Source organism: Nonomuraea sp. NPDC049152, assembly GCF_040648355.1.
Classification (GTDB): Bacteria; Actinomycetota; Actinomycetes; order Streptosporangiales; family Streptosporangiaceae; genus Nonomuraea.
In genome coordinates, this window is the sequence record NZ_JBEZDO010000001.1 from 53,574 (window position 1) to 77,092 (window position 23,519).

General features: G+C 70.4%; 23 protein-coding genes. 6 read left to right on the forward strand and 17 right to left on the reverse strand.

The genetic code is table 11. The features are described from left to right. Nucleotides 1–45 precede the first annotated feature (45 nt). The 12 genes from AB0B45_RS00320 to AB0B45_RS00375 form a co-directional block, all read right to left on the reverse strand. Entirely contained in the window at nucleotides 46–1,425 is a 1,380-nt protein-coding gene (locus AB0B45_RS00320) for a carotenoid oxygenase family protein (protein ID WP_358123246.1), read from the reverse strand. Then, nucleotides 1,422–2,051: a TetR/AcrR family transcriptional regulator gene (locus tag AB0B45_RS00325; RefSeq protein ID WP_358123248.1), complete on the reverse strand. Its 630-nt coding sequence runs from the start codon at nucleotides 2,049–2,051 to the stop codon at nucleotides 1,422–1,424. The genes AB0B45_RS00320 and AB0B45_RS00325 overlap by 4 nt, the downstream gene beginning before the upstream one ends. Before the next feature lie 245 nt (nucleotides 2,052–2,296). Continuing rightward, complete coding sequence (locus AB0B45_RS00330; RefSeq protein ID WP_358123250.1) at nucleotides 2,297–3,439, reverse strand: FAD-dependent oxidoreductase; 1,143 nt, start codon at nucleotides 3,437–3,439, stop codon at nucleotides 2,297–2,299. A gap of 43 nt (nucleotides 3,440–3,482) precedes the next feature. After that, nucleotides 3,483–4,559, reverse strand: a complete 1,077-nt coding sequence (locus AB0B45_RS00335) for a prephenate dehydrogenase (RefSeq protein ID WP_358123252.1) — start codon at nucleotides 4,557–4,559, stop codon at nucleotides 3,483–3,485. Then, on the reverse strand, nucleotides 4,556–4,915 hold the full coding sequence (aroH, locus tag AB0B45_RS00340) for a chorismate mutase (protein ID WP_358123254.1): 360 nt from the start codon (nucleotides 4,913–4,915) through the stop codon (nucleotides 4,556–4,558). Before aroH ends, AB0B45_RS00335 begins: the two co-directional genes overlap by 4 nt. A 65-nt stretch (nucleotides 4,916–4,980) precedes the next feature. Continuing rightward, complete coding sequence (locus AB0B45_RS00345) at nucleotides 4,981–6,852, reverse strand: pseudouridine synthase (RefSeq protein WP_358123256.1); 1,872 nt, start codon at nucleotides 6,850–6,852, stop codon at nucleotides 4,981–4,983. Then, complete coding sequence (gene scpB / locus AB0B45_RS00350) at nucleotides 6,849–7,382, reverse strand: SMC-Scp complex subunit ScpB (RefSeq protein WP_358124666.1); 534 nt, start codon at nucleotides 7,380–7,382, stop codon at nucleotides 6,849–6,851. The genes AB0B45_RS00345 and scpB overlap by 4 nt, the downstream gene beginning before the upstream one ends. Before the next feature lie 571 nt (nucleotides 7,383–7,953). Beyond that, nucleotides 7,954–8,736, reverse strand: coding sequence for a segregation/condensation protein A (locus tag AB0B45_RS00355; protein ID WP_358124668.1), 783 nt, complete (start codon nucleotides 8,734–8,736; stop codon nucleotides 7,954–7,956). 104 nt (nucleotides 8,737–8,840) lie between these two features. Continuing rightward, nucleotides 8,841–9,782, reverse strand: coding sequence for a ParA family protein (locus tag AB0B45_RS00360; RefSeq protein ID WP_358123258.1), 942 nt, complete (start codon nucleotides 9,780–9,782; stop codon nucleotides 8,841–8,843). A 113-nt stretch (nucleotides 9,783–9,895) separates the two neighbouring features. Continuing rightward, complete coding sequence (locus AB0B45_RS00365; protein ID WP_358123260.1) at nucleotides 9,896–10,801, reverse strand: site-specific tyrosine recombinase XerD; 906 nt, start codon at nucleotides 10,799–10,801, stop codon at nucleotides 9,896–9,898. Nucleotides 10,802–10,815: 14 nt separating this feature from the next. Next, nucleotides 10,816–11,436, reverse strand: coding sequence for an NUDIX hydrolase (locus tag AB0B45_RS00370; protein ID WP_358123262.1), 621 nt, complete (start codon nucleotides 11,434–11,436; stop codon nucleotides 10,816–10,818). Further along, on the reverse strand, nucleotides 11,433–13,097 hold the full coding sequence (locus tag AB0B45_RS00375; protein ID WP_358124671.1) for a CTP synthase: 1,665 nt from the start codon (nucleotides 13,095–13,097) through the stop codon (nucleotides 11,433–11,435). The genes AB0B45_RS00370 and AB0B45_RS00375 overlap by 4 nt, the downstream gene beginning before the upstream one ends. Before the next feature lie 109 nt (nucleotides 13,098–13,206). Between AB0B45_RS00375 and AB0B45_RS00380 the strand changes: the two genes are divergently transcribed. From AB0B45_RS00380 to AB0B45_RS00400, 5 genes are all read left to right on the forward strand, one after another. Further along, complete coding sequence (locus AB0B45_RS00380; protein ID WP_358123264.1) at nucleotides 13,207–13,860, forward strand: acyltransferase; 654 nt, start codon at nucleotides 13,207–13,209, stop codon at nucleotides 13,858–13,860. A gap of 90 nt (nucleotides 13,861–13,950) precedes the next feature. After that, nucleotides 13,951–15,036, forward strand: a complete 1,086-nt coding sequence (locus AB0B45_RS00385; protein WP_358123266.1) for a nitronate monooxygenase family protein — start codon at nucleotides 13,951–13,953, stop codon at nucleotides 15,034–15,036. Between the two features lie 164 nt (nucleotides 15,037–15,200). Further along, nucleotides 15,201–15,776, forward strand: a complete 576-nt coding sequence (locus AB0B45_RS00390) for a DUF4126 domain-containing protein (RefSeq protein WP_358123268.1) — start codon at nucleotides 15,201–15,203, stop codon at nucleotides 15,774–15,776. Between the two features lie 224 nt (nucleotides 15,777–16,000). Continuing rightward, entirely contained in the window at nucleotides 16,001–16,561 is a 561-nt protein-coding gene (locus AB0B45_RS00395; RefSeq protein WP_358123270.1) for a hypothetical protein, read from the forward strand. Between the two features lie 57 nt (nucleotides 16,562–16,618). Then, complete coding sequence (locus tag AB0B45_RS00400; RefSeq protein ID WP_358123272.1) at nucleotides 16,619–17,203, forward strand: Uma2 family endonuclease; 585 nt, start codon at nucleotides 16,619–16,621, stop codon at nucleotides 17,201–17,203. On the opposite strand, the gene AB0B45_RS00405 is transcribed toward AB0B45_RS00400, so the two are convergent. Further along, nucleotides 17,193–17,750, reverse strand: coding sequence for a hypothetical protein (locus tag AB0B45_RS00405; RefSeq protein WP_358123274.1), 558 nt, complete (start codon nucleotides 17,748–17,750; stop codon nucleotides 17,193–17,195). The genes AB0B45_RS00400 and AB0B45_RS00405 overlap by 11 nt on opposite strands. A 200-nt stretch (nucleotides 17,751–17,950) precedes the next feature. On the opposite strand from AB0B45_RS00405, the gene AB0B45_RS00410 reads away from it, so the two are divergent. Beyond that, nucleotides 17,951–18,796: an RIO1 family regulatory kinase/ATPase gene (locus AB0B45_RS00410; RefSeq protein WP_358123276.1), complete on the forward strand. Its 846-nt coding sequence runs from the start codon at nucleotides 17,951–17,953 to the stop codon at nucleotides 18,794–18,796. Nucleotides 18,797–18,840: 44 nt separating this feature from the next. On the opposite strand, the gene AB0B45_RS00415 is transcribed toward AB0B45_RS00410, so the two are convergent. From AB0B45_RS00415 to AB0B45_RS00430, 4 genes are read right to left on the reverse strand one after another with little or no spacing between them, the layout of a single operon-like run. Then, a complete protein-coding gene (locus tag AB0B45_RS00415) occupies nucleotides 18,841–20,388 on the reverse strand; it encodes a glycogen debranching protein (RefSeq protein WP_358123278.1) in 1,548 nt (515 codons plus the stop codon). Continuing rightward, nucleotides 20,388–21,209 carry a carbohydrate ABC transporter permease gene (locus tag AB0B45_RS00420; RefSeq protein ID WP_358123280.1) on the reverse strand — a complete coding sequence of 274 codons (822 nt, stop codon included), beginning with the start codon at nucleotides 21,207–21,209 and terminating at the stop codon, nucleotides 20,388–20,390. The genes AB0B45_RS00415 and AB0B45_RS00420 overlap by 1 nt, the downstream gene beginning before the upstream one ends. 10 nt (nucleotides 21,210–21,219) lie before the next feature. Then, nucleotides 21,220–22,146: a sugar ABC transporter permease gene (locus AB0B45_RS00425; RefSeq protein WP_358123282.1), complete on the reverse strand. Its 927-nt coding sequence runs from the start codon at nucleotides 22,144–22,146 to the stop codon at nucleotides 21,220–21,222. 2 nt (nucleotides 22,147–22,148) lie between these two features. After that, nucleotides 22,149–23,435: a sugar ABC transporter substrate-binding protein gene (locus AB0B45_RS00430; protein WP_358123284.1), complete on the reverse strand. Its 1,287-nt coding sequence runs from the start codon at nucleotides 23,433–23,435 to the stop codon at nucleotides 22,149–22,151. Nucleotides 23,436–23,519 lie beyond the last annotated feature (84 nt).

A 23,519-nucleotide genomic window follows, 5' to 3' on the forward strand; every position in this document is an offset into this window, starting at 1 on the left:
ACGCCATGCGATCCGACGGGAGAGACCGCGAGCGCCCTCTCTCACTCATGACACGCCTGTGTCGGCCACCCAGCTCCCGTGGAATCCGAGGGGGACGCGCGCGGGCAGGTGCACGGTGGCCACAGGCTCGCCCGTGAAGTCCTGGGCGGAGAGGATCACCAGGTCGGTGGCGCCCCTGTCGGGGTCGTTGACGAAGGCCATGACGTAGCCGTCGTCCTCGGCCACGCCGCCCTCGGCGGGCACGAACACGGGCTCGCCCACCGACGCCCCCTTGCGGAAGTGCCGCGCCCGCTGGGTGCCGGCCTCGAGGTCGTGTTTGATGAGCGCGTTGCCGAACGCCGCGTCGGGCAGGTCCTCCAGGTCGGCGTCGCCCGGGTAGACGACGTCCACGAAGTCGTCGGCCGTCGCCGCGTAGCCGTACCGGTAGGGCAGGGAGGTGAGCCGCTCGTTCGCGCGCGGGAACTCCTGCGCCCTGTCGTCGAGCCTGGTCTCGCTCACCTTGCCCGAGGTGAGGTCGAGGGTGAACCTGTCGAGCGTCGGCGGGCCGCCGAGGTCGAGCCGCGCGTCGACGAACCTCTTGGGGTAGCGCACCGCGTCGATGACCACCTGGTCGCCGTCGTCGTAGGCGTTGAGCGTGTGGAAGATCCAGCAGGGCTCCACCTCCAGCCAGCGCACCTGGCCGCCGCCGTCCTTCGGCAGCAGCCCGATGCGCGCGGGGTGGTCGTCGTTCCAGCTGTAGGGCAGCGGCGCCCCCTTGGCCGCGTGGTCCATGCTGAACGTCACGGGCAGGTCGTAGATCACCACGTAGCGCTGGCTCAACGCCAGGTCGTGGACCATCGGGGCGTCGGCGATCGGGATGTCGACGGTCCTGCTGACCCTGCCCTGCGGGTCGATCACGACGTGCTGGTGGTGGTCCCAGCCGAAGTAGTAGGCGATGGCGTGCAGCTCGCCGGTGTGCGGGTCGAGCTTGGAGTGGGCGGCGTAGCCTCCCGGCAGCGTCCCGCCGAAGTCGCACGGCCCGACCGTGTCGAGCTCGTAGGTCAGCTCGTACGGCCGCGCGCCCGCCTCCACCGTCGCGAACGTCCGCCCCGCGTGGCCGATGACGTGGGTGTTGGCGGCGAAGTCCATGCCCGCGTGGACGGGTCCCTGCCTCGGCTCCTCGCCCAGGCGCCCGGCGACCTCGGCGCTGCGGACCCAGCGGTTGCGGTACCACTCGGCCCTGCCGTCGCGCAGCCGTACCCCGTGGACCATGCCCTCGCCGAGGAACAGGTGCGCGGCGCCGGGATCGTCGAGGCCGAAGGGGTTGGGGCCGTTGCGCAGGTAACGTCCCGACAGCTCGGCGGGGATCCGCCCGGTGACCGGCAGGTCGAAGGCGGTGACCTCCTCGGAGACGGGGGCGAACCCGTTCCTGTAGGGAGTGGTCATGGTGGTGGTGTCCTCTCGTCGCGTGGGTCGGACAGGAACGAGTGCAGCACCGAGGCGCACAGCATCAGGTAGCGCGGTTCGGCCTCGTCGGCGCCGATGTGGCCGGAGAGTTCGAGGCTGGTCGCGCCGTGCGCGGCCATCCACAGCAGGTCGGCGATCTCCTGGGCGGTGGCACCGCGCAGCCGTCCCGCCTCCAGGCAGGCCGCCACGTCGGTGTAGAGGATGTCGAAGGCCCTGCGCGCCGCCGCCATCGCGCCGGGGCTGGGCACGAAGCCGGGCAGCGCGCTCTGGAACATGACCCGGTAGTAGTCGGGCTCGGCGAGCGCGTAGGCGCGGTAGGCGGCCCCGCACTCGTTCAGCCTGATCAGCGGGTCGGTGGCGCTGCGCCCTGCCAGCAGGGCGCGCTCGAACCTGGCGAATCCCTCCAGCCAGAGCGCCTCGGCCAGCCCCTCCTTGGCGCCGAACAGCGTGTAGATCACCTTGGTCGAGCAGCCCACCTCGCCCGCGATCCTGCGCACGGTCAGCGCACGGGGCCCTTCGGTGACCAGCAGGTGGGTGGCGGCGTCGAGGATCGCGGACCTGACGGCCTCCTGCCCGACCTGCTGCGCCTCGCTGTATGCCGTCATATGTGGGTAACGCCGTTTCTGTGCGGTAACGCTGTTACCGCCTTTTGTACGCCTGTCCAGTGGCGCCGGTCAAGAGACTGATCGCTTCCCACCGGGATAGGAGTCCGGGCATGGCAAGCGATCGGGTGAGCGTGGTCGTGGCGACGAGGAAGCAGGCGCGAGCAACGCCGTCCTGACCGCGGTGCTGCGCCGCCCCTGGCCCGTCGTCACGTGTCCTGCTGGACAACCTCTCCTGACGCCTCACGTCAGCCGGCGGTGAGCCTGAACAGGGCGACGGGCACCAGACCTCGCTTGAGCAGCCGGTAGGTGGGCATCGGGCTGCCGCTGACGGTCTCCTTGTAGGCGACGGCCCAGCGGCCCTTCAGACAGCCCCTGCGGGGGGTGTCGTCCGGCCTGACGAACTGGATGACCGCGTCCTTCCTGCCCAGGCTCAGCGGCTGGTGGAAGTAGCCGAACCTGAACTGCTCGGGCTCGCGCCCGCGCAGCTCGTCGGCGAGCGCCGTACCCGCGTGCAGCCCGGTGGGGATCCCGCTCTGGCAGGTGCCGTGGACCAGGCCGAACGGCTGGCGCACCGCCGCCGCGTCGCCGACCGCGTAGACGTCGGGGTGCGAGACCGAGCGCAGCACCCCGTCCACCACGATCCTGTCGCGCTCGTCGACCGTGAACCCGGCCTCGCGGGCCAGCCGCAGCCCTCTGGTCCCCGTCGTCCAGAGCGTCGCGTCGGAGGGGATCAGCTCGCCGACCGCCGGCTCGACCGCGTCGGGGAGCACCTTGACGATGTCGACGCCCTCGCGGACCTCGATGCCGAGGCGGTCCATCGCCCGCCTGACGTAGGCGCGGGCGCGCTCGCCCATCATCGAGCCTGCACGGCCCCTGGTGAGCAGGACCACCCGCAGCCTCGGGTACGCCTCCGCGAGCTCAGTCGCCGACTCGATCCCGGTCAGGCCGCCGCCCGCCACGACGATCGTGCCCTCCTTCAGCGAGCGCAGGCGCTCGGCAAGCCGTACGGCGCCCGCGTGGTCGTCGAAACGGCAGGCGTGCTCGGCGACGCCGGGCACCGACACGTCAGTGACGGTGCCGAGCGCGTAGATGAGCTTGTCGTAGGCCGGCTCGCGCCCGCCGCCGAGCCGTACCCGCTTGGCCTCGAGGTCGAGGCCGGCGACCGTGTCCTGGACGAAGTCGATGCCCGTGCCGGCGAGCATCTCCTCTATGGAGTGGTCGGCCAGCCGCTCGCCGGCCGCCGTCTGGTGCAGCCGCAGCCGCTCGGTGAACCTCGGCGACGGGTTGACCAACGTCACCCTGCCGCCGATGCGCCGCGACCTCGTCGCCACCCTGATCGCCGCCGCCATGCCCGTGTAACCGGCTCCTAGAACCACGATTCTCGTCATGCCGAGCAGACGTACCGAGCGGCCGCGCTCGTGACATGGCGCCTTACGGCATCTGCCAGCCCCGTTCCTGCAGGGCCTGGTTCAGCACGGCGACCGCGCCCGGCTGCACCGACAGCTCGGCCAGGCCGAGCGGCAGTCCCGGCGCGTGTTCGAGGCGCACGTCCTCGACGTTGACGCCGACCTCGTCGCAGATCTGGAACAACCTGGCCAGCTGGCCTGGACGGTCGCCGATGACGACCTGGACGACGGCGTAGGCCGCCGCTGGCCCGCCGTGCTTGCCGGGAATCCTGCCGTGGCCGACGACCCCGCGCTTGAGCAGTTGGGTCACCTCGAGGCCCGCACCGGCGTCGCCTTCGGCCAGCGACCGCAGCGCGGTCGCGGCCTCGGCCAGGTCGTGGGAGACCGCCTCCAGCACCTCGGCCACCGGGGCGGCGTTGCCCGACAGGATGCCGAGCCACAGGCCTGGGTCGCCGCCGGCGATCCTGGTCACGTCGCGCACGCCCTGCCCCGCCAGCCCGAGCGCCACGTCGGAGGCCTCCGCCAGGCGCGCGGCCACCGCGGAGGCGGCCACGTGGGGAGCGTGGGAGACGACGGCCACGGCCCTGTCGTGGTCCTCGGCCGCCACCTCGACCGGATTGGCGCCGCACAGCTCGATGAGCTCCATGACCGCCTCCTTGGCCTCCTGGGAGGCCTCCGCGGTCGGGCACACCGCCCACGGCCTGCCCAGGAACAGGTCGGCCCTGGCCGCGCCAGGACCCGCCTTCTCCCTGCCCGCCATCGGGTGGGAGGCGACGTACGTGCTCAGGTCGCAGCCCAGCCCGGCCGCGTCGGCGATCGGCTTGGCCTTGACGCTGGCGACGTCGGTGTAGAAGCGGGCCACGTCACGCTGCTGCAGGCCGCGCAGCTCGCTGGCCACGTGGCCGGGGGGAACGGCGACGATGGCCAGGTCGACCGGGTCGCCCAGGCTCCATTCCTGACCGGCCCCCATCTCCCTGGCCAGCCGTACGGCGCCCAGATCGCGGTCGGCCAGCAGCACGGTCACGCCGCGCTGGCGCAGCGCCAACCCGATCGACGTGCCGACCAGGCCGGTGCCGAGGACGAGGACGGTCTCGAGTTTCATTGCGCGATGTCCTGGCGAAGCACGGTCGCGCCGCGCAGGTAGACGTGCTGGATCTCGCCGCGCGGCCGGTCGATCTCCACGTGCGCCATCAGCCGCACCACGCGGGGCAGCGCGCCCGGCACGTCGATCTCGGTGCAGCAGATCAGCGGCACCTCGTGGAAGCCCAGCTTGCGCGCGGCCAGAGCGGGGAACTCCGCCGTCAGGTCGGGCGTCGCGGTGAACAGCACGCTGATCACGTCGTCGGTGGTCAGCTGATTGCGCTCCATGACCGCCGCGACCAGCTCGGTGGTCCCGCTGATGATCGCGTCGCGATCGTTGGCCTCCACCTGGATCGCCCCGCGAATCGCCCGCACCATGCCCATTCCCTCCATATGGCTCGGAGCCCGCGCAGCACCTGCGCGGGCTCCCTCGTCTGGCCAGATTACAGCTTGACCGCCGCGTACAGGTCGCCGACCTCCTTGAGGCTCAGCGACCTGATCGTGCCGGGCTTGGTACGGCCCAGCTTCACGGGACCGAACTCGATCCTGGCCAGGTCGATCACGCGGTGACCCGACTCCTCGAGCATGCGCCTGACGATGTGCTTGCGGCCCTCGTGCAGGACGACCTCCACCAGCGCCTGCTGGCCGTGCTCCTGCACGATCTCGAAGTGGTCGGCCTTGGCCAGGCCGTCCTCGAGCTCGATGCCCTTCTTCAGCCTGCGGCCGAGGTCACGCGGAATCGGTCCCGGCACCTTCGCCCAGTACTTCTTCTGCACGCCGTAGCTCGGGTGGGTCAGCCTGTTGGCCAGCTCGCCGTCGTTGGTGAGCAGCAGCAGGCCCTCGGTCTCGGTGTCGAGCCTGCCCACGTGGAACAGGCGGGGGGCCAGCTCCTGCACGTAGTCGGCCAGGCACGGGCGGCCCTGCGGGTCCTCCATGGTGGAGACGACGCCGATGGGCTTGTTCAGCGCGTAGTAGACCAGGTCGGGAGCGGTCGGGATGCGCTTGCCGTCGACGTGGATGACCTGCGTCGCGGGGTCGACCTTCGCGCCGAACCTCCTGACGACCTGGCCGTTCACGGTGACGCGGCCGTCGCCGATCATCTCCTCGCACGCGCGCCTGCTGGCCACGCCCGCCTGGGCGAGCACCTTCTGCAGCCGCACGCCGTCCGGCACCTCGGTGGTGTCGCGCTCGTCGACGTAGCCGTCGGGGTAGAAGTCGCGGTCGCGGATGGGCTGGCGAGCGGTCTTGAACACGTCGCGCTTCTTCGCGCCGCCGCCGATCGTCTGCACCTTGCCGGTACGGCCGGCGGCGTCGTTACGCTTGGGAGCCGGACGGCTGGGGGCGCGGCCGATCGTCTGGGGCTCGTCGCGCTTGCCGTAGCGGGCTCGCGCACCGCCTTCCTCACGCTTGCCGCCCCTGTCGGCCCTCACACCCGTGCGGTCGTCCCTGCCCGCGAATCCGCCGCGCTCCTGACGGTCACCGCCGCCCTGGAAGCCCCGGCTGTCGCGCTCGCCGCGGAACCCACGGTCCCGGTCGCCGCCGCCGAATCCACGGTCGCCACCGAATCCACGCTCGCCCGAGCCACGACCCTCACGGCCGCCACCGAACCCGCGCTCACCGGAGCCACGACCCTCACGGTCGCCGCCCCGGAACCCGCGCTCGTCGCGCTGACCCCTGAACCCGCGATCGCCGCCGAACCCACGGTCGCCGCCGCGGAACCCGCGGTCGTCACGAGCGGCGCCCCGGTCGCCGCGGTCCTGGCGGTCGCCGCCGAAGCCGCGGTCCTCGCGGGGTCCGCGCTCGTCTCCTCCTCGGAAGCCTCCGCGGTCCCGACGGTCGCCCCTGAAGCCGCGGTCGTCGCGGTCGCCCCCGCGGAAGCCGCGGTCCTCGCGCGGGCCTCCGTCGCGGAAGCCGCCGCCGCGCTCGTCGCGGGCTTGGGGCTTGCCGTACCTGCTGCGAGCGCCCGCGCGGTCGGCGCGGACGGAGTCGCGGGAGCCGCCGAAGCCGCCCCTGCTGTCGTTCCGGCCGGATCCACCACGGGAGTCGTCACGGCGCGAACCGCCGAACCCCTCACCGCGGGAGGCTCCGCCGAAGTCTTCACGACGGGAACCGCCGGAGTCGTCACGGCGGGCTCCACCGCCGAAGTCGTCGCGACGGGGGCCGCCGCGCTGGTCGTCGCGACGCGAGTCGCGCCTGTCGTCCGAGCGGAAGGCGGGACGCCCGCTGCCGCCGCTCCTGGAGCTCGTGCCCCGGGAACCGCCGGTGCGTCCTCGACCGCGTCCATCACCGGACGGGGTGCTGCGCCTGTTGTTCACTTCGTTGTCTCCTCAAGGTTTTCCACGTCGTCGGGCAGGAAGGGCGCGAGCTCGGGGAGCTCGTCGAGGCTCTTCAAGCCCAGTCGCTCCAAGAAGTAGGAGCTGGTCCGGTAGAGCACTGCCTGGCTCTCCGGATCGGTGCCGGCCTCTTCGACCAGCCCCCTGGCGACCAGCGTCCGCATGACGCCGTCGCTGTTGACGCCGCGCACGGCGGCGACTCGGGCGCGGCTCACCGGCTGCCGGTAGGCCACGACCGCGAGGGTCTCCAGCGCGGCCTGGGTCAGCCGCGCCTGCTGGCCGTCGCGGACGAACCGCTCGACCAGCGGGGCGCAGTCGGCACGCGTGTAGAACCGCCAGCCGCCCGCGACCTCTCTCAAATCGAAACCCCGCCCGTGGCCGGAGTATTCCGCCGCCAGCTCGTTCAGCGCGGTCTCGACTTCGTGGGTGGGACGTTCGAGCACCTGGGCGAGGGTCATCGCGTTGACCGGCTCGTCGACGACGATCAGGATCGCCTCCAGCGCGGTATTCAACTCGACCTGCCCGGCAGCTTCTTGATCCGGCTCGTCACCATCGAGGAGGAAGGCCTCCTCCCCGACGGCGGTCTCGACGGAGTCACCGTGGGGCGCGCCGTCCACGAAAGGCACGGTCTCGGCGCCAGGAGCCCCATGGACCTCCGCCGAAGCCTCACCCTCGACAACCGAAGCGGCGTCGACCTCCACCTCGGGCTCGCGCCCGGCCTTCGGAGCGGCGTCGATCTCGGCCTCACGCTCGACTACCGGCGTCGGGTCAACGCCCTCGACAACCAAAGCGACGTCGGCCTCGGGCTCGGGCTCGGCTACCGGAGTCGCGTCAACCGCCGGCTCGGCGTCGATCTCGGGCTCGCGCTCCGGGGTTGACTCGGGCTCGGGTTCGGGCGTGGTCGGACGGGTCGCATCGGGCTCTCGTGCGGGCGCGGCCGGAGGGGTGGGCTTGCCGTCGGCGCCGAAGGCGGCCGATCCCGGCAGGGTCGCCCAGGCGGCCCCACGCGCACGCTCTCGCCGAGCGGCCGAGGCGTCGCCGGCAAGTTGCTCGGACGGCGAAGGGTCCCTCGGAGCCGGGAACTCACTCATCAGCAGCCTTCTCCGCGCTCTCTTCGTAGTCGTCGCCCACCGACACGTCTCCGTCGTCGGCGCCCGTCCATGTCACGTGCAGATCGCCGAGCGGCTCCACCTGCTCGAAGCTGACGACCGACTCCCTGAACAGCTCCAGCACGGCCAGAAAGCGGGCGATCACCTCGAAGGTGCCCTCGCAGTCGGCGACGAGGGTCCTGAATGTGGCCGTCCGCAGGCGCCGCAACCGCCGGACAAGGATAGCGGCTTGTTCCCTGACGCTGGCCAGCGGTTGGTAGATGTGCCCGACGCCGACGGTCGGCGGCAGCTTGGGCGTGAACGCCTTGGCCGCGATGCGCGCCAGCTGGTCGGGCCCGATGCCGAGGACCAGCTCGGGCAGCAGGTTGGCGAACTGCGGCTCCATGGGTACGGCCCGCGGGAACCGCAGCGACTCCTCCGCCATCAGCCCGGAGAAGACCTTGGCGACCTCCTTGTACGCCTTGTACTGCAGCAGCCTGGCGAACAGCAGGTCGCGCGCCTCCAGGAGCGCGAGGTCCTCTTCGTCCTCGACCTCGCCGCTCGGCAGCAGCCTGGCCGCCTTCAGGTCGAGCAGCGTGGCGGCGACCAGCAGGAAGTGGCTGGTCTGGTCGAGGTCCCACTCGGGGCCCTTCGACCTGATGTAGGCGATGAACTCGTCGGTCACCTTGGACAGCGAGACCTCGGTGATGTCGAGCTTGTGCTTGGAGATCAGCCCGAGCAGCAGGTCGAAGGGGCCCTCGAAGACGTCGAGGTGCACCTGGAAGCCCTGCGGCTCCGGAGCGGCGCCTTTGTCGGCTGATGGGTCGGCTTGCCGGGGTCGAGCCTCGCGCTCCTTCCCCGAGGTCGTTCGCGAGGTCGCGGTCACCTGGCCATTGTCGCAGGCTGCTGCCAGCGCGAGAGCACCTCTCTGGCGAGTTCGCGGTAGGCGTTGGCGCCGAGCGAGGACGGGTCGAAGGTGGTGATCGGCTCGCCCGCGACGGTCGCGTCGGGGAAGCGGACGGTCCTGTTGATGACCGTGTGGAACACCTTGTCGCCGAAGGCCTCCACGACGCGCGCGAGCACCTCGCGGCCGTGCAGGGTACGGGCGTCGTACATGGTGGCCAGCAGGCCCTCGATCTCCAGCTCGTCGTTGAGCCGTTCCTGCACCTTGCCGATGGTGTCCATGAGCAGCGCGACGCCGCGCAGCGCGAAGAACTCGCACTCCAGCGGCACCATGACGCCGTGGGCGCAGGTGAGCGCGTTGACGGTGAGCAGGCCGAGCGACGGCTGGCAGTCGATCAGGCACACGTCGTAGAAGGGCAGCAGCGGCTTGAGCACGCGCCCGAGCACCTGCTCGCGGGCCACCTCGGTGACGAGCTGGACTTCGGCCGCCGACAGGTCGATGTTGCACGGCAGCAGGTCGAGCCCCTCGACCCCGGTCTGGAGCAGCACGTCCTCGGCGGCGACGTCGCGCTCCATGAGCATGTTGTAAACCGTCAGGTCGAGCTGGAGCGGGTTGATGCCCAGGCCGATCGACAGGGCGCCCTGCGGGTCGAAGTCGACGAGCAGGACCTTCAGTCCGCACTCGACGAGCGCGGCGCCCAGGTTGATCGTGGTGGTGGTCTTGCCGACCCCACCCTTCTGGTTGACCATCGCGACCACTCGCGCGGGCCCGTGGATCTCGCGCGGCATCGGCTCGGGGAACACCGGGCGTGGACGCCCGGTGGGGCCGAGATTCACGCCCTTGGCCGGCGTGTTGGTCTTCGTGTCGCCCCAGGGGTTCTCAGGGGTCCCCGGGGTCGAACCGTTGGCGGTCACAGTCACCAGCTCGAACCTCCCTGACGGTCCCGAACCGGACCGTCCGGACGGACACTATGGCGTCAGCACTTAGGCGGCAAGAAGGCACGCCGACTACCGCACGACGCAAAGACTATAGATCACTGCCGGGCGCGGGGATGCGCCGCGGCGTAGACCTCGCGGAGCTTGTCGACCGTCACCAGTGTGTAGACCTGGGTGGTCGTCACCGAGGCGTGGCCGAGGAGTTCCTGGACCACCCTAACGTCAGCGCCACCGTCGAGGAGGTGAGTTGCGAACGAATGCCGCAAGACGTGCGGAGAGATCCCCTCCAGGCGGGCCCGCTCGGCGGCGGCCTGGAGCACCTCCCACGCGCCCTGCCTGGTGAGGCGGCCGCCGCGGGCGTTGAGGAAGACGGCGGGCGTGCCCCTGCCGTGACCCAGCAGGGACGGCCTGGCCCGCACCAGGTAGGCGTCGAGCGCCTGCCTGGCGAAGCGGCCGACGGGCACGACGCGGGTGCGTCCGCCCTTGCCGCGCAGCCGTACCTGGTCCTCCTCGAGGTCGTCGAGGGCCAGGCCGACGGCTTCGGAGATGCGGGCGCCGGTGCCGTACAGGAGTTCGAGCAGGGCGCGGTTGCGGAGGGTCAGCGGCGCGCCGTCGGGGCCGGAGGCGGCGATGAGCCGCTCGACGTCGGCGACGCCGATCGCCTTGGGCAGGCGGCGCAGCTGGCGGGGCGGGCGCACCTCGTGGGCGGGGTCGTGACCCGCGACGCCCTCGCGAAGGGCGAACCTGTGCAGGCCGCGGACGGCGGAGACCGCGCGCGCCGCCGAGCTGGCGACGAGGGCGGGATGCTCGCCGTCGCCCTCGCGCAGCGCGGCGAGGAAGGCGAGGACGTCGGCCTCGCCCACCTCGCCGAAGGAGACCCTGCCGCGCGCCTTGAGGTGCTCGACGTATCGGCGCAGGTCCCTGCGGTAGGAGGCCAGCGTGTTGGCAGCCAGGCCCCGCTCCACCGCCAGATGGGCGAGGTAGCTGGAGAGCACTGCCTCCACGAACGGTCCTCCTGTCACGCCTCCGGAGCGTCGGCGGGCCGCAACAGGGCGAATCCCTCTACCGATGCCGCATATGCGGCGAGGATACCGGCCACAGCCGGGGAATTGTGGATCATTCCCATGAGCGCCTTCTCGACCGCGTCCGCCAGGGGAACCCACTCCACCGGCATGTCGAACTCCTCGTGCCTGCGCTCGAAGTCGATCTCCGTCTCGGACAGGTCCCTGGCGAGGAAGACGCGGATGCGCTCGTCGGACATGCCGGGCGAGGTGTAGAGGTCGACGAGGGTGTGCCAGGTGTCGGCCTTGTAGCCCGCCTCCTCCGCCAGCTCGCGCGCGGCGGTGGCGACCAGCGGCTCGCCCTCCACGTCTCGCAGGCCCGCGGGCAGCTCCCACAGCAGGTGGCGCGTCGGGTGGCGGTACTGCCTGATCAGCAGCACGCGCTCGTCTGCGTCGAGCGCGAGGACCGCCACCGAGCCGGGGTGGACGACGTAGTCGCGCTGGGCGATCTCGTCCTGCGGCATGCGCACGGTGTCGGTGCGCACGCCGATCACGTGGCCCTTGAACTGCTCCTGGGAGTCGACGACCTCCCACTGCTCGGGGGAGTCGGCCACGGGACCGCCGCCGATGACGCTCACTTGCTGGCCGCCTTGGTCGAGCGGCCCTCCGCGTAGGCGAGCGAGGCGCCGATGAGGCCCTTGAACAGCGGATGGGCGCGGGTCGGCCGCGAGCGGAACTCGGGGTGGGCCTGCGTGCCGATGAAGAACGGGTGCGTCTCGACTGGCAGCTCGGTGTACTCCACCAGGCGGCCGTCGGGCGAGAGCCCCGAGAAGACCAGGCCGACCTTCTCCAGCTGCTCGCGGTAGGCGTTGTTGACCTCGTACCTGTGGCGGTGGCGCTCGTCGGCCTTGGCCTTGCCGCCGTAGAGCTGGCGGGCCAGCGTGCCCTCGCCGAGCTTGGCGGTGTAGCTGCCCAGGCGCATGGTGCCGCCCATGTCGCGCTCGCCCGAGACGACGTCCTCCTGGTCGGCCATGGTGGAGATGACCGGGTGCTTGCTGTCGGGGTCGAACTCGGCGCTGTTGGCCTCGGAGACGCCTGCCAGGTTGCGGGCCGCCTCGATGACCATGCCCTGCATGCCGAGGCAGATGCCGAGCAGCGGGATCTTGTTCTCGCGGGCGTGGCGGATGGCGCCGATCTTGCCCTCGATGCCGCGCACGCCGAACCCGCCGGGGATCAGCACGCCGTCGACGCCGTCGAGCTCGCGGGCCGCGCCCTCCTCGCTCTCGCAGTCGTCGGACTTGACCCAGCGGATGTTGACGCGGGCGTCGTTGGCGAAGCCGCCCGCGCGCAGCGCCTCGGTGACGCTCAGGTAGGCGTCGGGCAGGTCGATGTACTTGCCGACGAGCGCGACCGTGACCTCCTTGGCGGGCCGGTGGACGCGGCGCAGGAGCTGCTCCCACTCCTTCCAGTCGACGTCGCGGAACGGCAGGCCGAGGCGGCGCACGACGTAGGCGTCGAGGCCCTCGGAGTGGAGCACCTTGGGGATGTCGTAGATGGAGGCGGCGTCGACGGCGCTGACCACCGCGTCCTCGTCGACGTCGCACATCAGGCTGATCTTGCGCTTGATGGAGGTGTGGACCGGACGGTCCGAGCGCAGCACGATCGCGTCGGGCTGGATGCCGATGCTGCGCAGCGCGGCCACGCTGTGCTGGGTCGGCTTGGTCTTCAGCTCACCGCTCGGCCCGATGTACGGCAGCAGCGAGACGTGCAGGAAGAAGACGTTGTCGCGGCCGACCTCGTGCCTGATCTGGCGCACCGACTCGAGGAACGGCAGCGACTCGATGTCGCCCACCGTGCCGCCCACCTCGGTGATGACCACGTCCACGCCGGGACCGGCCATGCCGCGGATGCGCTCCTTGATCTCGTTGGTGATGTGCGGGATGACCTGGACGGTGTCGCCGAGGTACTCACCGCGGCGCTCCTTGGCGATGACGTTGGAGTAGACCTGGCCCGTCGTGACGTTGGCCGAGCCGTGCAGGTCGGTGTCGAGGAAGCGCTCGTAGTGGCCGACGTCGAGGTCGGTCTCGGAGCCGTCGTCGGTGACGAAGACCTCTCCGTGCTGGAAGGGGTTCATCGTGCCAGGGTCGACGTTGAGGTAGGGGTCGAGCTTCTGCATGGTGACCCGCAGCCCGCGGGCCTTCAGCAGGCGGCCCAGGCTGGAGGCCGTGAGCCCCTTGCCGAGACTGGAGGCGACACCGCCGGTGACGAACAGATGCTTGGTTTGCGATGCGCTGCGCAAGAAGTCTCCCGTGGCTCGAGGTGTGGCGTTGACGTCCACGGGCTCTCAGGATATCAAACGCCGCCCTCGACATGCCCGAACGGCGTACCAGAGAGTAACTTTGGGCTCTATGTCACTTGTACGGCGGGCGGCCGGCTCCCTCGTCCACCGCTTCTACGCAGCCATCCGCGCCGCCGGGGCGATCACCCCCGCCAGTCCCGCGGGGTACCGGTTCAGGCGGCTCGGCGAGGGCGTCAGCATCGCCTTCCCCGTCGGCGCGATCTTCGGCGAGCGGTGGATCGAGATCGGCGACCACACGCTCATCGGGGAGCGGGTCTCGCTGTCGTGCGGCATGGGCCCAGGCGTCGACCTCGGGCCCGACTCCATCCTGCGGATCGGCGGGAGCTGCTCGATCGGCAGGGGCAGCCACATCGTCGCCCACCAGTCGATCGACATCGGCGAGCACGTCTTCACCGGCCCTTACGTCTACATCACCGACCAGAACCACGTCTACGACGACCCGGAGACGCCGATCGGCAGGCAGTGGCCACGCAACAATCCGGTCTCGATCGGGGCGGGGTCGTGGCTGGGCGCGGGCGCGATCATCCTGCCGGGCACCAGGATCGGGCGGCAGTGCGTGGTGGCGGGCGGCGCGGTGGTGCGCGGCGAGTTTCCCGACCACAGCGTGATCGCGGGGGTGCCCGCCAAGCTCGTCAGGAGCTACTCGCCCGAGCTCGGCTGGCACGCGCCAGGCGTCGCCTCTCTGGACCGCCAGACCGCCTGATCCCTCTCCGCGCCGCCTGGTCTCTCGCCGCACCGGACGACGTCATGGGGGCCCATGGCGGGCACGGGTCCCAGGGGTTAGCGTCACGTCATGCGGACCGCGATCTGTGAACGCCTCGGCGTCGAGTTCCCCCTGTTCGCCTTCAGCCACTGCCGCGACGTGGTCGCCGCGGTCACCAACGCCGGCGGCTTCGGCGTCCTGGGCGCCGTCGCCTACAGCGCCGAACAGCTCGACACCGAGCTGAGCTGGATCGACGCCCAGGTGGCCGGCCGGCCGTACGGGGTGGACGTGCTCGTCCCCGGCAAGACGGAGGGGCCGCGCTCGACCATCCCCTCCGACCACCTGGCCTTCACCACCGGCCTTCTCCAGCGGTACGGCGTGCCGTACGCGGGGACGCTGGGCGAGTTCGGCGAGCGCGTCACCCCGAGGGGGGCGACCGAGCTGATCGAGGTGGCGCTCAAGCACAGGGTCGGCCTGATCGCCAGCGCGCTCGGGCCGCCTCCGCCGCAGATGGTGACGATGGCGAGGGATGCGGGGGTGCCCGTGGCCGCGCTGGTGGGCACGGTGGAGCACGCGTGCAGGCAGGTGGCCGCGGGCGCCGACCTCATCGTCGCGCAGGGCACGGAGGCCGGAGGGCACACCGGCGAGATCGCCACGATGGTGCTGGTGCCGCAGGTCGTGGACGCCGTTCAGCCCACCCCCGTGCTGGCGGCGGGCGGCATCGCGTCGGGACGGCAGATGGCGGCGGCCATGGCGCTGGGGGCGCAGGGGGTGTGGTGCGGGTCGGTATGGCTGACGACGGAGGAGGCGGAGACGCCGCAGTCGGTGAAGCGGAAGATGCTGGCCGCCACGTCGCTCGACACCGTCAGGTCCCGTTCCCGCACGGGCAAGCCCGCCCGTCAGCTCGCCTCCGCGTGGACCTCGGCCTGGGACTCGGGTGAGGACAGCCCGGGGCCGCTGGGGATGCCGTCGCAGATGCTGCTGGCCGAGTCGGCGATGACGTACGTCGTGCGGGCGGCCGAGCGGGGGGAGCCGGGGGCGGTGGAGCTGGCGAACTACTTCGTCGGGCAGGTGGTCGGCCAGCTGGACCAGGTGAAACCGGCGCGCAGGGTGGTGCACGAGATGATGGAGGAGTTCGCGGAGACGATCGAGCGCCTCTCCCGCATCACCGGGTGACGCCCCTGAGCCGAGCCTGAGCATCACGGTCCGGGGAAGATCCGGCGTCGGGTCCGACGTCACGGCGAGCACCGAAGTCCTGCCGGCGTTAGCGTGAAGGACGGACGGTCACCCGGTGACCGCGGCGGGCTGCAGGGGGCTTGCCGTACAGGATGGGAACAACGATGCTCGCAGCACTGACCGGTCTCGGCCTCAGCACCGCGGCCGGACTGAACGCCTACATCCCGCTGCTCGTCGTCGGGGTGCTGGCCAACTTCACCGACGCGGTCAAGCTCCCCGACGGCTACGCGTGGCTGTCCGAATGGTGGGTGCTGGCGATCATCGCGGTGCTCCTGCTCGCCGAGTTCGTGCTGGACAAGGTGCCCGTCGTCGACAGCGTCAACGACGTCATCCAGACCGCCGTACGGCCCGCGTCCGGCGGCGTGGTCTTCAGCGCCACCGCGGCCGCCGCCGAGTTCGACCGCTCCACCTGGATGGCGGAGCACCCGTGGGCCGGATGGCTGATCGGCATCGCGACCGCGCTGCTCGTGCACGTGCTGAAGTCCACGGCCAGGCCGGTCGTGAACGCCACCACCGGAGGGCTCGGCGCTCCCGTGGCCAGCGCGGTGGAGGACGCCGGCTCGCTGGGCGTGAGCCTGATCGCGATCTTCCTGCCGGTGCTGGTGCTGATCCTGCTGGCCGGGCTGGCCGTGCTCGGATGGTGGCTGATCAGGAAGGTTCGCAGTCCGTCGAGGGAGTGATGTGTCCTCACTCCGGAGACTGACTCCGCGAGGCGGCCCGCTCCTCTAGCCTTCGAAGAGACGCGTGCGGGCGCCCTGTGGCCCCCGCCCCGGCGCCCGCACGTCCGTCAACGGTTCAGGACGAAACGCGTCCGGTCGCGAGGGATCAACTATCCTCTCAGGTAAAGGCCGGACGGGAGGTCCCTCCAATCAGCACATTCCTTCTGATCCTGCTCGCGATCTTCGTGATCTTCCTCGTGCTCGCGGGCGTGGTCGTCTACGCCCTGGTCAAAGTGGGCAAACGGGCCAGCCGGTCGGCCCGCCAGGCCACCGCGCGCCTGGCCACCCACGTCAACGCCATGGGCACGGGCGACGCCGCCGAGGTCGAGCGGCTCCGCCTCGACCTGCGCCGCGAGGTCTCCATGACCAGGCAGGCGATGGACGCCGCCATGCAGCAGGGCTGGGGGCTCGGCGACCTGCCGCAGCTGATGGGCGAGCTTTCCCGCCAGGCCGACGTGCACGACACCCAGCTCGGGATGTACGCCCAGCAGCGCCGGGTGTCCCCCTACGTCGACCACGTCACGCTCGACCGGCTCCGCGAGCACCAGGCCAAGCTGACCGCCATGTGCGCCAGGATCAGGGCCGACCTGCTCGACAGCCAGGTCCACCACGCCGCCACCGGCATCGACGAGCTGCACGCCCGCACCGAGCTGGAGATCGAGTCGCGCCGCCGCACCGTCGACCCGCTGGACGAGATCGACGAGCTCTACAACAAGACCATGCAGGAGCGCCGCGACCAGACCTGACGGTCACCGTCCGTGTCATAATGGATCCGTCGCGTGATCCCCCTGAGGAGGTACCCGATGACCACCGCACTTCCCGAGTGGTTCTGGCCGGGCCCCCCTGGTGGATGGACCGCCGACATGCTCGATCGCCTCCCCCCCGACGCGCCCAAGCACGTTGAGCTGATCGATGGGTCCCTCGTCATGATGTCGCCGCAGACCTACTACCACATGCTGGTCATCGACCTACTTAGAGACCGACAGCTGGGTATCAGGCCACCCGCTCATCTCGCGGTCGCACGAGAGATGACAGTCACCCTCGGCATGCGTCAACGCCCAGAACCGGACGTCCTCGTTGTGAACAGGTCGGCTGTCCTTTCCAACGTCACGTCATTCAAGCCGGAAGACGTCCACTTGGTCGTCGAGGTGGTCTCGGATGAATCCAGAGATCGTGACCGGCAAACCAAGCCCATCAAATACTCCAACGCGGGCATCAAGTACTTCTGGCGCATCGAGTTGGAAGACGATCGTCCCGTCGTCTACACCTTCGAGCTCGAACCGGCCGTCAAGGCCTACGTCCCCACCGGCATTCACCGCGACAAGCTCCACACCAACATCGGATTCGACGTCGACATCGACCTGGACCTCGACCAAGTCAGGGGATGAGGGTCCAACCCGTGTAGTCGGGGGCGTCGGTGGCAAGGTCCTCGTAGGTGGCGCCCTTGTTGATGCGGGCGCGCATCGCCTGGGCCTGCGGCGTCGTGGGCAGCTGACCACCCAGCACCAGGGGCAGGCCGACCTGCCAGCTCAGCAGCGCCATCGGTGAGTGCCGGTGTCCGTTGCGCAGGACGGCGATGCCGACCCTGATCGCGTGCTCGTTACCCGGCATCACGCCCGGTCTGTCGACCTCGCGGGCGGCGTAGCGGAAGCCCTCGTCGAGGTCACAAGGCCCGCAGCCGCTCGGGCCCCTGCCCCGCCTGTTGCCGCATTCCGCGCACGTCAGGCGTTCGTAGGCGGCGTCGACCACCCGCCAGTCGTAGCCCTTGATCTCGTCGACGACCATCTCGGCGAGGGCCGGATCGTCGTCGAACCCGTGCTCTGCCAGGAACGCCCGGTAGCCCTCCTCCACGACGCGGTCGGCCAGCGCCAGGCAGCGACCACAGCCGGGCGCTCCGCCGTACGGCCAGCGCCCGCACTCCGCACATCGCTCCATGCCCGCGATCGTAGGCGACCGTAAATCCGTTGTGCCGCCGGTTATCTCTCCGGCATACTCGTCGAGGCTTCGATCGAAGGGAGGGTGAGACCGTGACGACGACTGTTCGTGTGCCGTTTTCCACGTCCTCTTTCCTTCCCGCCGGGCAGCAGCCGACCTGATCGCGCGCCGGTGGGCATCCTCATCAGGAGATCACCACCGTGCCGAAGAAGCACCGCCTCGACGCCGACGACCTCGAGTGGCTCGAGAGCAACCCCGTAGACCTCGACGGCCCGCCCGCCGGTGACCGCTGGTCCACCTGGGACCTCAGCACCCCGACCGAGCGCGGCCCGCAGCCGCATCCGGACTGGCTGGTCACCGAGCTGGCCGCCGTCGACACCGAGCTCGGCATCCTCAAGACCGGCAAGGAAGCCGACGTCCATCTCATCTCGCGCGGCGTGCCCGACACCGGCAGAGTGTGCCTGCTGGCCGCCAAGCGCTACCGTTCCACCGACCATCGGCTCTTCCATCGCGACGCCGGATACCTGGAGGGCCGCCGCATGCGCGACTCGCGTGCGAGCAGGGCCATGGCCTCCAGGACCGCGTTCGGCAAGCAGGTGATCGCGGGGCAGTGGGCTCAGGCGGAGTTCACGGCGCTGGTGCGGCTGTGGAAGCTGGGGCTGCCGGTGCCCTATCCGGTGCAGATCCTCGGCACCGAGATCCTGCAGGAGTTCGTGGGGACGGCCGACGGCTACGCCGCTCCCCGGCTGGCGACCGTCGACGAGGGGCTGGACGAGCTGTGGGAGCAGCTGGTGGAGGCGATGGTGACGCTCGCCCGCGCTGGGCTCGCGCACGGGGACCTCTCGCCGTACAACCTGCTCGTCCATGAGGGGAGGATGGTGATCATCGACCTGCCGCAGATCGTGGACGTGATCGCGCATCCTTCGGGGCCCGACTTCCTCGACAGGGACGCCCGCAACGTGGCCACCTGGTTCGCGCACAAAGGCCTGCTCGTCTCGGGCGACGGCCTTTCGGCCCTCCTCCGCGCCGAAGCAGGCCTCGCCTGACCTGTCCGGGGCGCGTCCCCCTCGGATCGCGCCCCGGATGGCGGTCACGTCGCCCGGCCGTCCTGGTCCTCATGGGCCAGGTCCAGGAAGAGCGCGGCCGACCAGCCGAAACCGCTGGTCGCCCGGCCCGCCCTGCGGCCCGTCAGCGGGTTCCAGTACTCGTAGAGACCGCCGCCGTCGCGCACCATCGCCAGCGTGCGTTCCCGCAGCTCACGAGCCGTCTCCGGATGGCCGGACCGGCGCAGGCCGTCGATCAGCAGGTAGTTGACGTTCAGCCAGACCGGGCCGCGCCACATGGCGTCGGGGTCGAACCTGGGGTCGTCGAACGCGACGGTGGGCACCGGACGCTCCCCCCAGAAGCTCGGCGAGCGCAGGTCCTCGACGAGCCGGGCGGTGATCGCGGCGGGGAGCCGCCCGGTCACGAGCGGCATGAGGTCCAGCGGGGTGCGCACGGCCGCCTCTTGTCCCGCGACCCTGGTGACGAAGCGGGTGCCGGTCCATCGGCGCGCCACCATGAGGTCGACGAGCGCCTGGGCCTTGGCCCGCCACCCGGAGGGGTCGCGGCCGAGCGCGGCGGCGATGTCGCCGAGCCGGTCGTACTGCAACGCGAGGTAGGCGTTGAGGTCGGGAGGCTCGGCGCGCGGCCCGTGGTCCCAGATGGGGCTGTCGTCCAGGCCCGACGAGTACGGGTGGAGGTATTCGGCCAGGCCGTCGCCGTCGGGGTCCGAGCGGGCGAACCACCACTCCTGCGAGCGAGCCAGCGGCTCGTAGACCTCGGCCAGGAAGTCCAGGTCGGGATCCACCTCGTGGATCTTCCACACGGCCCAGGCGGTGAGCGGCGGCTTGGTGACCGGCACCACCTCCCTGACGGGCTCCCCTCCCACGTGCTGGGCCAGGCGGGCCAGGTCCGAGCGGGGCAGGTCGGTGGTCTCGGTGAGCACCCCGTGGTCATGCACCACGTCGGGGATCAGGCCGTCCGGCCGCTGATGGTCGATCAGGATGCGGATCTGCTCCCTGGCCAGCGCCGGGTCGGCGTGCCTGAGCGCGATGGCGTGGAAGTAGGAGTCCCAGTTCCACAGTCCGACATAGCCGTACTTGGAGGGGATCAGCGACTCCCTGCCCCGGATCGGCACCAGGTTCACCGCGAGCGTCCACCACGCCTGCTCCGCGCGTTCGCGCAGCGCCTCGGGCACGGCCGGCATGGCGGCGAACCAGTCACGCCAGCGCGCGGCGGCCGCCGCGAGCAGCGCCTGGCCGTCGCCGACCGGAGGGCCGACCAGCGTGAGACAGCCGTCGATGTCGGCCTCTCCGCCGTCCCACACCGCCCGGGCGTCCCTGCCGGTCAGCACGATCGTGTCGGGATCGGCGAAGGCCATCGCCACGCCGCCCTCGAAATCCACCCGGTCGGGCAGCGCCTGCCGTACCGGCAGCTCCCTGTCCCCCGCGAGTACCCGCAGTCCCGTCAGGACGGTCGTGTCGCGCAGCGGGGTCTCGTAGAGGGCCCTGGCGATCCAGAGGGAGCCGTCGTCCGCCGCCATCACCAGCAGCCGGGAGCCCCGGTCGGTGAACGGCCGTTCTCTCAGATCCAGCATCAGCGCCCGCCCAGTCCGGAAGCAGCCATCGAGTTGATGATCTTCCTCTGGCCGATCAGGAACGCGATCAGCGTGGGCACGACCGCGATCGCCGAGGCCGCCAGGATGAGCCCGTAGTCGATCGCCGTGCGCTGCCCCGAGAACTGGCTCAGCAGCAGCGGCACCGTGGCCAGCTCGGGCGAGTTCAGGAAGATCAGCGGGAAGAAGAACGAGTTCCACGAGGCGAGGAAGGCGATGATGCCGAGCGCGCCCAGGCCAGGGCGGATGTTCGGCAGCACGACGTTCCAGAAGCACCGCCAGCGGCCCGCCCCGTCGATCCTGGCTGCCTCCTCCAGCTCCACGGGGACGGCCCTGATGAACTGGCGCAGCAGGAACACCGCGAACGGGTTCGCGATGGTCGGCACGATCAGCGACAGGTGCGAGTCGATCCACCCGAACTGCGCCAGCATCAGGTACAGCGGCACGATCGTCACCTGCGTCGGCACCATCTGGGTGGCCAGGAACAGCACGAACAGCACTCCCGAGCCCCTGAACCTGATGCGCGCGAAGGCGTAGGCGGCCATGGCCGAGGTCAGCAGGGTGAGAGTGACGTTGATCGCGGCGATGTAGAAGCTGTTCCAGTACGCGGTGCCGAACGGCATCGCGGCGAGCGCGTCGGGATAGTTCTCCCAGCGCCACGGGGCGGGCAACCAGTCGAGCGGGTTGTTCAGCATCTGCCGTACGCCCTTGAACGACGTCAGCAGCATCCAGACGAACGGGAACAGCATCGCCAGCCCGCCGATGGTGAGCACGGCGTGCAGGGCTACCTGCCGGGATCGCATCCGGGCCCCCTCACGTGTCGTAGTGGACGAGGCGCTTCTGCGCGGCGAACTGGACGAGGGTCACGAGCAGCGTCAGGACCAGCAGGATCAGCGCGGCGGCGCTGCTCATGCCGAACTCGAAGTCCTTGAAGCCGAGCTCGTAGACCTGGTAGACGATCGTGCGCGCGCCCTCGTTGTGCTCCGGGTTCACCAGCACGTAGATCTGGTCGAACGCCTGGAACGAGCTGATCACCGCGACCACCGTCGAGAAGAAGATCGTGGGCGAGAGCAGGGGCAGCGTGACCGAGCGGAAGATGCGCAGGGCGCCCGCGCCGTCCATCCTGGCGGCCTCGACGATCTGCGGCGGGATGGTCTGCAGCCCGGCCAGGAAGATCACCACGTTGAGGCCGAGCGACGACCAGATCGTCACGATGGCGATGGCCACGATCACCCAGCCGGGATCGCCGAGCCAGTCGGGCGCGGTGATGCCGAACCACCGCTCCAGCGAGGTGTTGAGCACGCCGTACTCGTCGCCGGCCAGGATGATCTGCCACATCAGCGCGACGGCGACCGAACTGGTGACCACCGGCATGAAGTACAGCACGCGGTAGAAGCCGCTGCCCTTGACGCTGTTCAGCGCGACCGCGATGAGCAGCGACAGGCCGAGCCCGAACGGCACGGTCAGCAGCGCGAGCTTGACCGTGTTCCACACGGCCAGCCCGAACATCGGATCGGAGAGCTGGGCGGCGAAGTTGTCCAGGCCCGCCCACTCCTTCTGGCCGAGCCCGTCCCACCGCATGAAGGCCAGCACGACGGCGAACCCGAGCGGGAAGACCAGGAACACGGCCAGCAAGGCGAGCTGTGGCCCGAGGAAGAACGCGGCCCACCAGCCGTCCCTGTTCCTGATGGTCTTCGCCCGGCGGGCCGCCCGCGGGCGAGCCTCGGTGAGGATGGCCACGGCTAGCCCAGCTTGCTCTCGACGAGCTTCTGCAGCTCGGTCATGCCCTGGTCGAAACCGACCTTGCCGGTCCACACCTTCATCAGGTGCTCGTTGATGTCGGCCGTCAGGCCGGGCACGGAGACCTCCTCGGGGTAGTTCGCGAAGCCGGTGTCGCGCACGTCGAGGAAGGTCTGGGCGTGGGCGGGGTACTTGTCCTCCAGGACGATCTGCTCGGCGCCCTTGACGGACGGCACGGCGCCGCCGCCCTTGAGCCGGAGGAGCTGGCCGTCCTTGCCGACGAACTCGGTCAGGAACGTGAACGCCTCCTTGGGCAGCTTGGTGTCCTTGTTGATGGCCAGGTAGGAGGCGGCGACGGCGCCCGGCATGGGTTCGCCGGTCTGCGAGGGGAACGGCACGATGTCGTAGTCATCCAGCTCGCCGCCCTTCTTCAGGGAGTCGATCACCCAGCGGCCCCCTGCGTAGAAGCCGACCTTGTGCTTGAGGAACTGGGTGCTGGGGCCGTTGCTGTCGGGCAGCGTGTCGGCGCTGAGGAACGTCTTGTCCTGGTAGCCCTTGGCCAGGGTCTGCAGCGCCTCGCGGGACTTGGGGTCGGTGGTGGCGACGAACTTGCCGCCGTCCCACACCTTGCCGCCGAAGCCGTTGATCACCGAGTACGTGGAGCCGTACCAGTTCCAGAAGATCGAACCGGCCTTGCCCGCCGCCTTGAGCTTGGCGTTCATGTCCAGATATTTCGCCATGGTCCACTGCTTGGCCTCGTGGAGGGCGGCCGGGTCCTCGGTGATCCCTGCGTCCTTCAGCGCCTTCTTGTCGAACCAGAGGACCTCGGGGTTGGTGTCGTTGGGGACCCCGTAGATCTTGTTGTCGCGCTTGGCGCCGCCGTAGATGCCGTCGAAGAAGTCCTCCGGCTTGCTCTTGGAATCCGACCCGGACAGCTTGTCGTCGAGCGGGGTGAGCACTCCGGCGGAGACGAACTTGCCGATGTTGTCGTCGCCCACGAAGAACACGTCGGGCGCCGTCTTGCTGGTGAGCTGGGCGAGCAGCTTGGGGTGGTAGTCCTCGTAGCGCGCGACCGACTCCAGCTTGAGCCGGATACCGGGATTCCGCTTGTGGAAGTCGTCGGTGAACTTCTGGTAGAGCTTCAGGTCCTCGGCCGATCCCCAGGTCGACCAGCGGACGGTGACCTGGCCTTGGCCGCTGCTCGTGCCGGGAACGTTCCCTCCGCCGCTGCCGCTGCACGCGGTGGTGGCGAGGGCGAGGACGCCCAGGATGGCTAGCGCACGCTTCATGGTGGCTCCTTCAGGCTTGTTCATGGGGGGTGTCGAGGCGAGTGGGGTCAGGCACAGCGGTGTCAGGCCGGGGCCGGGGCCCCG